This window comes from Frankia sp. Allo2 (assembly GCF_000733325.1).
Classification (GTDB): domain Bacteria; phylum Actinomycetota; class Actinomycetes; order Frankiales; family Frankiaceae; genus Frankia; species Frankia casuarinae.
In genome coordinates this window covers 82,665-94,992 of the sequence record NZ_JPHT01000006.1, presented here as the reverse complement: position 1 = coordinate 94,992, position 12,328 = coordinate 82,665, and the positions used below count along the sequence as shown (strand labels likewise).

12 protein-coding genes and 1 tRNA gene are annotated in these 12,328 nt (G+C 71.2%); 11 read left to right on the top strand and 2 right to left on the bottom strand.

Going from position 1 to position 12,328, the window contains the following annotated elements; genetic code table 11:
• The first annotated feature begins 25 nt into the window (after window positions 1–25).
• The 8 genes from ALLO2_RS06825 (at window position 26) to der (ending at window position 7,548) form a co-directional block, all read left to right on the top strand.
• Window positions 26–715, top strand: a complete 690-nt coding sequence (locus tag ALLO2_RS06825) for a M50 family metallopeptidase (protein ID WP_011435893.1) — start codon at window positions 26–28, stop codon at window positions 713–715.
• Window positions 716–755: 40 nt separating this feature from the next.
• The gene (locus tag ALLO2_RS06820; protein WP_011435894.1) at window positions 756–1,700 is read left to right on the top strand and encodes a ScpA family protein; all 945 of its coding nucleotides are present in this window, start codon (window positions 756–758) and stop codon (window positions 1,698–1,700) included.
• Window positions 1,697–2,272, top strand: a complete 576-nt coding sequence (gene scpB / locus ALLO2_RS06815) for an SMC-Scp complex subunit ScpB (protein ID WP_035730569.1) — start codon at window positions 1,697–1,699, stop codon at window positions 2,270–2,272. The genes ALLO2_RS06820 and scpB overlap by 4 nt, the downstream gene beginning before the upstream one ends.
• A 56-nt stretch (window positions 2,273–2,328) precedes the next feature.
• A complete protein-coding gene (locus ALLO2_RS06810; protein ID WP_023840520.1) occupies window positions 2,329–3,087 on the top strand; it encodes a pseudouridine synthase in 759 nt (252 codons plus the stop codon).
• 24 nt (window positions 3,088–3,111) lie between these two features.
• A complete protein-coding gene (locus tag ALLO2_RS06805; protein ID WP_011435897.1) occupies window positions 3,112–4,224 on the top strand; it encodes a prephenate dehydrogenase in 1,113 nt (370 codons plus the stop codon).
• Between the two features lie 94 nt (window positions 4,225–4,318).
• Window positions 4,319–5,125, top strand: a complete 807-nt coding sequence (cmk, locus tag ALLO2_RS06800) for a (d)CMP kinase (RefSeq protein ID WP_011435898.1) — start codon at window positions 4,319–4,321, stop codon at window positions 5,123–5,125.
• Window positions 5,122–5,988 carry a 1-acyl-sn-glycerol-3-phosphate acyltransferase gene (locus ALLO2_RS06795; RefSeq protein ID WP_084588369.1) on the top strand — a complete coding sequence of 289 codons (867 nt, stop codon included), beginning with the start codon at window positions 5,122–5,124 and terminating at the stop codon, window positions 5,986–5,988. Before cmk ends, ALLO2_RS06795 begins: the two co-directional genes overlap by 4 nt.
• A gap of 96 nt (window positions 5,989–6,084) precedes the next feature.
• Entirely contained in the window at window positions 6,085–7,548 is a 1,464-nt protein-coding gene (gene der / locus ALLO2_RS06790) for a ribosome biogenesis GTPase Der (RefSeq protein ID WP_011435900.1), read from the top strand.
• Between the two features lie 131 nt (window positions 7,549–7,679).
• Here the strand turns inward: der and ALLO2_RS06785 are convergent.
• Window positions 7,680–7,753, bottom strand: a tRNA-Pro gene (locus tag ALLO2_RS06785).
• Between the two features lie 161 nt (window positions 7,754–7,914).
• Window positions 7,915–8,478 carry a hypothetical protein gene (locus ALLO2_RS06780; protein ID WP_232234942.1) on the bottom strand — a complete coding sequence of 188 codons (564 nt, stop codon included), beginning with the start codon at window positions 8,476–8,478 and terminating at the stop codon, window positions 7,915–7,917.
• Window positions 8,479–8,864: 386 nt separating this feature from the next.
• Here ALLO2_RS06780 and ALLO2_RS06775 point away from each other — a divergent pair, with 386 nt between their 5' ends.
• The 3 genes from ALLO2_RS06775 (at window position 8,865) to ALLO2_RS06765 (ending at window position 12,326) form a co-directional block, all read left to right on the top strand.
• The gene (locus ALLO2_RS06775) at window positions 8,865–9,794 is read left to right on the top strand and encodes a class F sortase (RefSeq protein ID WP_011435902.1); all 930 of its coding nucleotides are present in this window, start codon (window positions 8,865–8,867) and stop codon (window positions 9,792–9,794) included.
• A 547-nt stretch (window positions 9,795–10,341) separates the two neighbouring features.
• On the top strand, window positions 10,342–11,457 hold the full coding sequence (locus tag ALLO2_RS06770; RefSeq protein ID WP_369808129.1) for an NlpC/P60 family protein: 1,116 nt from the start codon (window positions 10,342–10,344) through the stop codon (window positions 11,455–11,457).
• Between the two features lie 260 nt (window positions 11,458–11,717).
• Entirely contained in the window at window positions 11,718–12,326 is a 609-nt protein-coding gene (locus ALLO2_RS06765; protein ID WP_011435904.1) for a CDP-alcohol phosphatidyltransferase family protein, read from the top strand.
• The last annotated feature ends 2 nt before the right edge of the window (window positions 12,327–12,328 follow it).

The window sequence follows — 12,328 nt, the reverse complement described above, 5'->3', positions numbered from 1 at the left end:
GCGATCGGGGCGAAAAGGTAGCGACGTGCTGTTCCACCTTGCCGAACCCGCGGCGCTTCTCGGGATCCTCCTCGCCTTCCTCATCGGGATCTTCGCCCACGACGCCGCCCAGGTGCTCGTGGCCCGGCTGGTCCGTGACCCGACCCCGATGCGCTCGGGGCGGATGATGACGGGCCTGAAGGACCGGCTCAGCCCGTTCAGCGCAGTCGCCGTCTTCGTCGTCGGCTACGGCTGGGCCGAGTCGGTGCCCATGAACGACGTGTGGCGGCGCCGCCGGTTCCACGTGGCCGCTGCCGTCCTGGCCGGGCCGCTGACGTATCTCCTGCTCGCCCTGGCCTCCCTGGCGGTGTTCCAGCCGCTCGGCGAGCCGGGGCTGGTGCGACTCGGTGACCGCGTCACCGAGGTGACGGTGCCGAACAGCTTCGGTGCCGAGCTCGCGTTGTGGATGGCCGTCACGTTCGGGTCGATGTTCATCATCAGCCTCGTCCCGGTCCCCCCGACAGACGCCGGGCGGTTGCTGTTCCTGCTCGGTCCGACCACGGCTGGCTGGCGCAACGCCCGGTACCAGTTGGCCGAGCGCAACATCGGGTTGGGCATCCTGCTGGCGTTGTTGCTGCTGCCGGTGCTGTTCGTCGGATTCCCCTCGGTCGTCGGCCAGCTCATCGGCCCGTTGCTGCGGGGACTCGCCTCGCTGATAGGCCTCAACCTGGGGTGATGATGATCACGTCGACGCCGCCGGGGCGTAGCGTGGCGCCATGACCCGGTCTCGCGCCGCCCCGGCTGACCAGGCCGCTCCGGCTGACCAGACCGACGGGAAGGCCGCCCCGCGCACCGGCGTGCCGACGGGTCGTGGTGGGCGCACGGAGACCTTCGTCGTCGAACTCGACAACTTCACCGGCCCCTTCGATCTGCTGCTCTCGCTCATCGCCAAGCATCGCCTCGACGTGACCGAGGTCGCGCTCTCCCAAGTCACCGACGAGTTCGTCGCGCACATCCGGCGGCTGGGGGACCGGTTCGACCTCGGCCAGGCCACCGAGTTCCTGGTGATCGCGGCGACCCTGCTCGACCTGAAGGCGGCCCGGCTGCTGCCGGGCGCCCTGTCCGAGGACGAGTCGGCGGACCTGGCCCTGCTGGAGGCCCGCGACCTGCTTTTCGCCCGGCTGCTGCAGTACAAGGCGTACAAGGAGGCTGCGGCGCTCTTCGCCGGCCTCATGGCCCTGGAGGCGCGCCACACCCCCCGGGCGGTACCCCTGGAGCCCCGTTACGCCGCCGCGCTGCCGGAGGTCCAGATCGGCATCGGCCCGACGGAGCTCGCGGCGCTCGCGGCCCGGCTGCGTGAGCCGCCGCTGCCGCCGCTGGTTGCGACCGATCACGTGCACCTGCCCCGGATCAGCGTGCGGGAGCACATGCTCGCCGTCATCGCGATGCTGCGCGAGGTGGGCACCGCGACCTTCGGGATGCTGTGCGTCGGCTGTCGGCAGACCATCGAGGTGGTGGCCCGGTTCCTGGCGCTGCTGGAGCTCTTCCGCGAGGGCCGGATCTCCTTCGACCAGCAGGTCCCGCTCGGCGAGCTGACGGTGCGCTGGATCGCCCTGGATCCGGCGGTCGAGGCGGACGCCCCGCCGATCGGCCACGGGCTGTTCGGATCTGATCGGTACGGTGGGGACGCGCAGGAGGAGTCGCGGGAGGTGGCGTCGTGACCAGGGAGGCCGGGGCTGCCGGGGAGGCCCGGCCGCCGCTGGGCGCGTTGCTCGAGGCGGTCCTCATGGTCGCGGAGAAGCCGGTCGGCGTCGCGGAGCTCGCGACTGGCCTCGGCGCCCCGGCGCTGGAGGTCGAGCGGCTGCTCGCGCAGCTCGCCGAGCAGTATGTCCGCGACGGCCGTGGCTTCCGACTGCGGCACACCGGTGGCGGCTGGCGCTTCTACACCGCGGACGAGTGCGCCCCCTGGGTCGAGCGCTTCGTGCTCGCCGGCCAGTCGGCCCGGCTGTCGCAGGCCGCGCTGGAGACCCTGGCCGTCGTCGCCTACCAGCAGCCGGTGAGCCGGGGGCGGATCTCGGCGGTGCGGGGTGTCTCCGCCGACGGCGTCATCCGCACCCTCACCGCCCGCGGCCTGGTCGAGGAGGNGGGGCACGATCCGGAGACCGGCGCGATCCTCTACGGCACCACCGACTACTTTCTCGAACGGATGGGGCTGCGCGGGCTCGACGAACTGCCGCCGCTTGCCCCCCTGCTGCCCGGTATCGATGAGATTGATGACATTGTTACGTCATGAGTACCAGGTTCCCGTCATGAGTATCGGGCTGCTGTCATGAGTACCAGGTTCCCGTCATGAGTAGCGGTGACCGCCCGGACGGGCCCCAGGACCAGGGCATCCGGCTGCAGAAGGTGCTGGCCGCCGCCGGGGTGGGCTCCCGCCGGCACGGCGAGGAGTTGATCGCTGCCGGTCGGGTCCGGGTGGATGGCACCGTGGTGCGCGAGCAGGGCCGCCGGGTCGATCCCGAAACCGCCCTCATCGAGGTCGACGGTGAGCGGATCGTCACCCGGACGGGCCTGGTCCACTTGGCGTTGAACAAGCCGCGCGGGGTGCTCTCGGCGATGTCGGACGACCGGGGTCGGCCGACGATCGCGGATCTGCTCGCGGAGTTCGGCGGCGGGCTGTTCCACGTCGGCCGGCTCGACGCCGACAGCGAGGGGCTGCTGCTCGTCACCAACGACGGAGAGCTCGCGCACCGGCTCACCCATCCCTCGTTCGCCGTCCCCAAGACCTACCTCGTCGAGGTGTCCGGTCCGCTGCGCCGTGACGTCCTGCGCCAGCTGCGCGCGGAGGTCGAACTCGACGACGGCCCGGTGCGCGCGGACTCGGCGCGCATCGTCGACAACGCGAACGGACGGGTGATGGTCGAGGTCGTCGTGCACGAAGGGCGCAAGCACGTCGTCCGCCGGATGATGGACGCCGTCGGCCACCCGGTGCATCGACTGGTGCGCACCCGGTTCGGGGCGGTGTCGCTGGGAACCCTGCGCGCCGGGCGGGCCCGTCACCTCACCCGTCACGAGATCGGCGCCCTGTATCACGGCGTCGGTCTCTAGGCCCGAGGCTTTAGGATCAAGGCCATGGTCGGGTTGGAATGGGATGCCGCACGCCTTCCGCGCCTGCGCCGGGTCGGGGTCGTCGGCACGGGCCTGATCGGGACCAGCATCGGTCTCGCGCTGTCGGCAAGGGGCGTCGAGGTCCTGCTCCGCGACGTGGACGAGGCACAGGTCGCGCTTGCCGAGAAGATGGGGGCCGGGCGGCCGTGGGCGGGGGAGCGGGTCGATCATGCGGTCGTCGCCACCCCACTGCCGAGTGTCGCGGTCCAGGTACGCGCCCTGGCCCGCTCCGGCCTCGCGGACACGATCAGCGACGCCGGCAGCGTCAAGGTCCGACCGTTGGTCGAGGGAGTCCAGCTCGGCTGCGACCTCACGACGTGGTGCCCGGCCCACCCCATCGCCGGCCGGGAACGGCACGGGGCCGTCTCCGCCCGGGCGGACCTGTTCGCCGAGCGGGTCTGGGCGGTCTGTCCCGTCCCGCACACCGGGTCGGCCGCGGTGCACGCCACGGTGGCGCTGGCGTTCGCCTGCGGGGCCACGCCGGTGCGGACCACCCCGCAGCGTCACGACGCGGCGATGGCGTCGGTCTCCCACGTGCCCCAGATCGTCGCGAGCGCGCTCGCGGGGGCGCTCGTCGGGCTGCCGGAACGGGACGTGCCCTTCGTCGGGCAGGGGTTCCGCGACACCACCCGGCTCGCCGACAGCGACGCCGAGCTGTGGTCGGGGATCATCGAGGGTAACCGCGGCCCGATCGCCGAGCGGGTGCGTTCCCTCGGCGCCCAGCTCACCGCGCTCGCCGACGTCCTCGACACCGGTTCCGGTGACGAGGTCACCGCCGCGGTCTCCCGGCTCATGCGGGGCGGCCAGGCCGGCCGTGCGCTGCTTCCGCGCAAGCCCGGCGCCCCGGCGCAGTCCTGGGGCTGGGTGGGGGTCGTGCTCGACGACCGACCCGGCCAGCTCGCCGCGCTCGTCGGCTTCATCAGCCAGTGGCAGATCAACATTGAGGATGTCGGGCCCTTCGAGCACAGCCTTGACGCNCCCGCCGGCATCGTCGAGCTCGCGGTGGATCCGACGGCCGCGGACGAGCTCGTCGACCGGTTGACGCTCAACGGCTGGACNGCATACCGGCGATCCTGATGCCGTACCGAGTAGCCTGATCCGGGTTGCACATGTCGGCATCCGCGGGGGCGCGATCCGACGACTCTTTATGTGACCGGGACGGAGGAATCGGGTGAAGCCCGACCACGGGTCTGCGCTGTCGGCGGGAAGCACGGTCACCGACAGCCGGGAGGGAACGTCTGCGCCGCTCGGGTCCGAGGGAGATGGTCCCGCGGTCCACGAAGGCGGGGCCGAGGGTCTGATCGTGGCGGTCGACGGTCCCGGAGGGTCGGGGAAGAGCACCGTGGCCCGCGAGATCGCCCGCCGCCTCGGCCTGCGGTACCTCGACACTGGGGCGATGTACCGCGCGGTCACCCAGCTCGCGCTGGAACAGCGGATTGACATCGAGGACTCGGCGGCGGTCGCGGAGCTGGCCGAGCGGGCGGTGATCTCGGTCGGTACGGACCCGGACGAGCCCTCGATCGCCATCGACGGTGTCGGGGTGGACGCCCAGATCCGCACCCGCGCGGTGACCAACGCGGTCAGTGCGATCGCGGCGGTGCCGGCGGTGCGGGCGTTGCTCGTCACCCAACAGCGTCAGGTGATCGCCGCCGCGTTGCCGGCCGGCGGCATCGTCGTGGAGGGTCGCGACATCGGCTCGGTCGTGGCGCCGGGCGCCCAGATCAAAGTCTTCCTCACCGCCTCGACCGAGGTCCGTGCGCTGCGTCGCTCCCGCCAGCTCGGGGAGAAGGGCGTCGACGACGTCGCCCGGACCCTCGCCGAACTCGACCGGCGCGACGCGCTCGACAGCAACCGGGCGGCGGACCCGCTGGCCATCCCGCCCGACGCGGTGGTTCTGGACTCGACGGCCCTGTCGGTGTCCGAAGTCGTCGACGAGGTGCTTCGGCGTTGCGAGCAGCTGCCGAACCGGACGAGATGACCACGTCGAACCCCCGCGTTGAGGCGCCCCGCGTTGAGGCCGCTCGGCCGGACGACGGTGCCGGCGAACGTGCCGCGGAGGCGGCCCGGCGGGCCGCCCGGGTGGCGCGTGGACCGGTCCACCGGGGTGCCGCGTCACCGATCTACAACGACCTCCCGCACCGCGTCCTCAAGCCCGGGGTCCGCTGGTTCCTCAACCGGGTGGTCATGCAGATCAGCCTGGAGGGGCTTGAGAACGTCCCCTTCGACGAGCCGTTGATCTTCGCTGGGAACCACAGCAGTTGGCTGGATGGCCCGTTGGTGGTGATCGAGTCCCCACGGACCGTGCGCTGCCTGAGCAAGGTCGAGATGTACCGGGGGGTGCTCGGCCGGGCGCTGCTGTTCAGCGGTCAGATTCCGATCGATCGTGATCGGGCCGACCGGGAAGCCCTGCACACCGCGCTGGACGAGCTCTCCCGTGGCGGGGCGATCGGGCTGTTCCCCGAGGGCACCCGGGGCAGCGGGGAGATGGCGGCGGTCCAGCACGGCATCGCCTACCTCGCGGTGCACGGCCGCTGCCGCGTCCTACCGGTGGCCTGCATCAACACCGGTGCCGCCCTGCCCCGGGGGGCGCGCTGGCCGCGCCGGTCGGTGCCGATCCGGGTGGTCTTCGGTGCGCCGTTCGCGGTGGAGGTCCCGGCGAACCCACGCTCGCGCAAGGCGCTGGCCGCCGTCGCGGAGGACATCCGGGTGCGCCTGCTCGACCATCTGGCGACCGTCCGGGCCGGAAAGGCCTGCGGCGAGGCGGGCGGGACCGGCGGAGCTGACCGGGCCGGCGCCGGGNAATCTGAGCAAGATCGCTGCTCGCTCCGGACGGGCGGGTGAGAGCCCCCGGCGATCCGACCACGCTCGCGTGTCCGGCGCCGAGCCCGGGAATCACAGGCGATCCCCGTCCCACGATGACAGTTGGCAGTGACAGTGATGAGCGGACAAGACCTATCAACGGACCTCGGCGCGGCCGGGTTCGACCGGTTTGCCGACGGTGGCCTCGGCGATGACGTCGGCGGCCCCGATGGGTTCGCGGGCGAGCTCGACGGCGAGTTCGCGGGCCCCGGGATCGGTCAACCGGTGGTGGCCGTCGTGGGGCGACCCAACGTGGGCAAGTCGACGTTGGTCAACCGCATCCTCGGCCGGCGGGCCGCGGTCGTCGAGGACGTCCCCGGGGTGACCCGTGACCGCGTCGCCTACGACGCGGTCTGGAGCGGGCGGCGGTTCACCCTCGTCGACACCGGCGGCTGGGAACCCGACGCGACGGGGCTGGCCGCCCAGGTCTCCGAGCAGGCCCGCGCGGCGCTCGACACCGCCGATGCGGTGCTGTTCATCGTGGACGTCGTCACCGGTGCCACCGACGCCGACGAGGCGGTCGCCCGGGTGCTGCACCGCTGCGGGCTGCCGGTGATCCTGGTGGCGAACAAGGTCGACGACGTACGATTCGAGGCTGATGCGGCGGCGCTGTGGAGCCTCGGGCTCGGCGAGCCGCACCCGGTCTCGGCCCTGCACGGCCGGGGCAGTGGAGACCTGCTCGACGCCGTGCTCGCCGCGTTGCCCGAGGCGCCGCGCGAGATCCTCACCGAGTCCGACGGCCCACGGCGGGTCGCCCTGATCGGCCGGCCCAACGTCGGCAAGTCGAGTCTGCTGAACAAGCTCGCCGGCAGCCGGCGGTCGTTGGTGCACGACGTCGCCGGCACCACCCGGGACCCGGTCGACGAGCTGGTGACGGTCGGCGGCGAGGAGTGGATGTTCATCGACACCGCCGGGCTGCGCCGTCGCGTCCGGGAGGCCTCCGGCGCCGAGTACTACTCGTCGCTGCGCACCGCCTCGGCCCTGGAAGCCGCCGAGGTCGCCATCGTCCTGCTCGCCGCGGACGAGCCGGTGACCGAGCAGGACCAGCGGGTCATCTCGATGGTCGTCGACGCGGGACGGGCCCTCGTCCTCGCCTTCAACAAGTGGGACCTGGTGGACACCGACCGCCGGCTCACCCTGGAACGGGAGATCGTCCGTGACCTCGGCCGGGTCGCGTGGGCGCCGCGGGTGAACGTCTCGGCCCGTACCGGGCGTGCGACCGACCGGCTCGCCCCCGCGCTGCGCACCGCGCTGGAGTCCTGGGGTACCCGGATCCCGACCGGCCGGCTGAACACCTGGTTGGGTGAGGTCGTCGCCGCGACCCCGCCGCCAGCACGTGGAGGGCGGGTTCCGAAGGTCCTGTTCGCGACCCAGGCCGGAGTGCGCCCGCCGCGGTTCGTGGTGTTCACGACGGGTTTTCTGGAGTCGTCCTACCGTCGATTCCTGGAACGCCGGCTCCGGGAGGACTTCGGCTTCGCCGGTTCGCCCATCTCGATCTCGGTGCGGGTGCGTGAACGCGGCGACCGCAGGGGCGGCGGCTGACGGTTGGACCGGGTTCCGGCCGTCAGCCGGGTGGGCTTTCCGGTCCGGCCGGACCGGCGTGACGGCGGCTTACGACGAAAAAACCCGTTGAGCAGGCTCACCTGCCTGAGCAACGGGTTTTACCACCTCTGTCGGGACGACAGGATTTGAACCTGCGACCCCCAGACCCCCAGTCTGGTGCGCTACCAAGCTGCGCCACGTCCCGTACAGCAGCCACATTACCGTACCGGCGACCACTACGGTGACCGGGGGTCGCGTCGTTGACGACGCGACCCCCGACCCTCGTGCGTGGGCCCCGCGTGGGACCAGGCCGAGGCCGTCACCCACGAGGGTGTCCGCACGCCGCAGGGCCGCCGAACAGCAGGGTCAGCTCGCACCCTGGGCGCGCCGTCGGGTAACCCCGGCGCCGATCAGCAGGGCGCCCACTGCCGCACCGGCCAGCGGGAGCAGGGGCGAGGACCCGGGGTCGGCCATCCCGCCGCCACCTGCGGCGACACCGCCCCCCGGCCCGCCCCCCGGCCCGACGCCGGCACCGACGCCGGCACCGACGCCGGCAATGGCGCAGTCGCGCTTCTTGTCGTCCCAGTTGAACCAGTCGTCCTTGCCGTCCTTGCCGTCCTTGCCGTTCTTGCCGTCCAGACCGTCCTTGCCGTCCAGACCGTCCTTGCCGTTCTTGCCGTCCAGGCCGTCCCTGCCGTCGTCGATCCGATCGGCCCGGATCCGCTTGTCGCCGTCGATCTTGTCATCGCGGTCGCGGTCCTTGCCGTCCAGATTGTCCTTGTCGCCAAAGAGGCCCCACCCGTCCTTCTTGTCGTCGCACCGGTGGTTGTCCTTGTCGTCGAGGGCGTGGGCAGCGGCCAGGCCGGGCCCGAAGGTTAGGGTGACGCTCGCCGCGCTTGATATCGCGAGAACGGCGGCGCTTCGACCCATACCTTTCTTCATCTGGTCCCCTCTCTCACGTACGGTGATCTATTCGTTACTGCGAGTGATACCATAGCGACTGAGTGTGGGGATGCGGGTTAACCGCCCGGGCGTGGTGCGGCCGGATCGACCTCCTTGTGGCGGCGATCGGGTTGCTTTTTCGGTCTAGTTCGTCCAGTTTTCGGTGATCTCGGAATCGTTGAGACCGGTACACCTCGCTCACAAGCATGCCGCTCACGGAAAGTATCTTCACTGATTGGTAGAGTCACCGTCGGTGGTTNCGTGACCCTGGCACGTGACGGTTCGGAGCCGCGGGCGGGGCGCCGGACGATCCACCTCGGGAGCGATCCGCACGCGTACGTGGACGATCGACGGGCGGGATGGCGGGAGGAGCTGTGAAAGGTGGGACGGGCGGCGGTAACCAGCGGCCCGCGAACGGCGCACCGACGGCCTTCTCCGTCCGGACACCCGTCGCGGGTCGGCGCATCCCGCTCTGGCGGTGGCTTCTCCTCGTCGGGGCGGTCCTCGTCCTCGGCAGCGGTTTCCGGCTGGCGGAACCGGCGTTCGATGCCGTCCATGGCGCTCCCGGGGCGGACGCGACGGCCGACATCGCCGACGTCCCGCCGCCGCCCACCCCCGTGCCGACGACCGGCCGGTTCGGGCTACCTCCCGCCGTCCCCGAGCAGCCAGTGGTGGTCGTCAACAATCCGTCCCGGCTGCGCATCCCCCGGATCAGGGTGGACGCTCCGATCATTCATCTGGGTCTGAACCCGGATGGCACGCTCGGGGTGCCCAAGGCATGGGGAGATGTCGGCTGGTATGACCGCGGTCCGGCGCCTGGTGGCATCGGCCCTGCCGTGCTCGTCGGCCATTACGATTCCACCACCGGCCCGGCGGTCTTCTACCGGCTGCACGAGCTCGTGCCCGGCGACCGTATCGAGGTCGCTTCGCCGACCGGCGTGTCCACGACGTTCGTCGTCGATCGCGCGGAGAACGTGGTGAAGTCGAGGTTCCCGACGAACCGGGTCTACGGACCGGTAATCCGCCCTGAACTGCGCCTGATCACCTGCGGGGGCGCCTTCGACCGGAAGGCCAGGCACTATCTCAACAACCTGGTGGTGTACGCGCACGCCGAATCCTCGGCAGGAGCCGCGCCCGTCGTGCCGGCCCGGTCTGCGGCGAGCGTGCTTCCGCCGGATCCGTCGCGGGGGCCCGTGCCCGCGCACCCATCGCCCGGGCACCCATCGCCCGGGCAGCCGTCGCCCGGGCAGCCGCCGGCGCAGGTCGGTTCCGTCCCGAGCGTGAACCCGCCGCCCGCACCCTGACGACCCGGCCCGTTCCGCTGCCGGATCGCCGACGAGACAGCCGGCGAGATCTACGACACGTCGATGCTCGGGGCGTCGTGACGACCTGACGCGAGGTGGCGTGATCAAGCCGCCGACGGACACCCGGCGTGACGGCATCCGTACTTCTTGCCGAGTAGCGACGGTCTTCTGGTGCCGTGTTCAAGCGTTGGGGTGGGGGTGATTGCGAGCCGCCCGGGTATGTCCACTATGGTCATCAACGGCACTTCTGTTCTACCGATCCATAGGTGTCCGGATTATGAAGTGTCTGCTACATGTCATACAGATATACCTATTTTGATAGAGATACCCGTCGGACCGATGTGCCTGGTCCTGCCCCCGGTTCGGCGGCCCCTCCGAGTATGTCGGGGCAGGTGCGGGGAGCCGTGGTTCCGGGTGTGGCCGGCGGATCCGGCCGCGTTCTGGCGGTGACGGCACTGACCGGGTCGTCGGCCGCCGGGCTGGCCAGCCCGAACCCGACAGCTCCCTCGTAGGCGCACGGGAAGGACACGTCTTGCCCCGTCGTGGTATGGCCTGGCTTCCGGAGGACTGGGACCAGTTCGTCCGGAATCGTCAGCGCCCGCCGGCGCCCCACGGCTCCTCAGGCTCCGGCGCGGCTCGCCGCCGTACCACTCCTCCTCCGCGACGCGCGGTCACCATCGCCGCGTTCACCACCGGGACGATCGCGGCCTCGACCGCCGCCTTCGCGGCCACCGTCCCCGGGGGCGCCGACGGAACCTCGTCACTGGAGTCGAACTCCCTCACCCAGGAAGCCGCGCTCGTCCCGGGACACCACGCCACCGGCGGCGATGCGGCCTCGGCCCGCAGGCTCGCCCCGTTGGCCACCGCCATCGCGGACCACGACCCCGTCTTCACCAGCGTCTCGATCGCCGCGGACAAGACCTCGGTCGCGCCCAACACCCCGGTGGTGCTCACGGTGCGGGCGTTGGAATCGGACAGCGGCACCCCGCTCGCGAACCAGGACGTCCGTATCGTCGTGGTGAACGGTCCCCAGTGGCAGACCTCCACGAGGTTGCGGACCGACGCGAACGGCGCCGCGCAGATCACCGCGCGCCTGCTCTCCACGACGACGATCACCGCGGTCTTCGACGGATCGAACGCCCTGCGTCCCTCCGTGGCCGGTGCCGCCACGGTGACGATCGCGAGTCCGACGGGTCCGGGACGGTCGGGTTCGGGAGGGTCGGGTTCGGGAGGGTCGGGTTCGGGAGGGTCGGGTTCGGGAGGGTCGGGTTCCGTCATCGACCAGGCGATCCCAAAGGTCATCCCGGGTAGCTCGATCGGGGAGAAGGCCGTCTACCTCGCGTCGTTGAACAAGGGTAAGCCGTATGTCTGGGGCGCGGAGGGTCCGTACTCGTTCGACTGCTCCGGACTCGTCCAGTACGTCTTCAAACAACTCGGCCGCTCGCTGCCGCGCGTGGCCGAGGACCAGTACCGGGTCTCGATGAAGGTGCCCCAGTCCGGCAAGCAGCCCGGCGACTTGATCTTTTACGGTACTCCTGGGAATATCTACCATGTCGGCATCTATGCCGGGAATGGGTATATGTGGGCTGCCCCGCAGACCGGCGGTGTCGTGTCGCTGCGGCCCATCTACAGCTCCACCTACAAGGTCGGCCGCATCCTCTGAGCCCGGTCCCATCCGACCCGGTCCGAACGCCGGGGTACCCCGCCGGCGGATCCCTCTCCGCTCCCCGTGTCCCACGATCCGCTAGCGTCAGCGATGTCCGGCCCGTCGGCGGGGCGTTGCGGCCCCCACCGGGCCCGGACGTCCCCACTGGCGCCGAACCCGTCGGGTGGGGACCTGCGGGAGCGCCGGGTGCGGTGGGCTGCCGTTCACCGCCTTCGCGGCGCGTCGCGCCGCCCAACCGGTGGAGGAGAGACGGCCGCATGACCATGCCCACCGCCTCGGACCGGATCTGGACGGTTCCGAACGCGCTGTCCGCCCTGCGGCTGCTCGGCGTGCCGGTCTTCCTCTGGCTGGTGCTGGGTCCGAAGGCGGACGGTGCGGCGCTCGGCGTTCTCGCGTTCGCCGGAATCAGCGACTACCTGGACGGCAAGCTCGCGCGGGTGCTGAACCAGACGAGTCGCCTCGGCGTCCTGCTGGATCCCCTCGCCGACCGGTTCTACATCCTCGCCACCATCGTCGCTCTGACCCTCCGCGGGATCGTGCCGGTCTGGTTCGCGGTTCTGCTCCTTGCCCGCGACGTGGCGCTGCTGGCGCTGCCGCCGTTGCTGCGCAGGATCGGGGTCGGCGTCACGCTGCCCGTGCACTACCTGGGCAAGGCTGCGACGTTCAACCTGTTGTACGCCTTCCCTCTCCTGCTGCTGTCCGCCGGGGATTCCTGGCTGGCCACCGCGGCACGCCCGGTCGGATGGGCGTTCGCGATCTGGGGTACTGCCCTGTACTGGTGGTCTGGTCTTCTGTACTTCGTCCAGGCCGGCCAGCTCGTCCGGCGCTTCCGGGCGGACGCCCGGACCAGCGCAAGTGGGAGGTGACC

Bases quoted from the DNA above. Each gene is read 5' to 3' on its own strand.
- ALLO2_RS06820 (WP_011435894.1), top strand. From the start codon at position 756: ATGACCCGGTCTCGCGCCGCCCCGGCTGACCAGGCCGCTCCGGCTGAC.
- ALLO2_RS06810 (WP_023840520.1), top strand. From the start codon at position 2,329: ATGAGTAGCGGTGACCGCCCGGACGGGCCCCAGGACCAGGGCATCCGG.
- der (WP_011435900.1), top strand. From the start codon at position 6,085: ATGAGCGGACAAGACCTATCAACGGACCTCGGCGCGGCCGGGTTCGAC.
- ALLO2_RS06780 (WP_232234942.1), bottom strand. From the start codon at position 8,478: ATGGGTCGAAGCGCCGCCGTTCTCGCGATATCAAGCGCGGCGAGCGTC.
- ALLO2_RS06770 (WP_369808129.1), top strand. From the start codon at position 10,342: ATGGCCTGGCTTCCGGAGGACTGGGACCAGTTCGTCCGGAATCGTCAG.
- ALLO2_RS06765 (WP_011435904.1), top strand. From the start codon at position 11,718: ATGACCATGCCCACCGCCTCGGACCGGATCTGGACGGTTCCGAACGCG.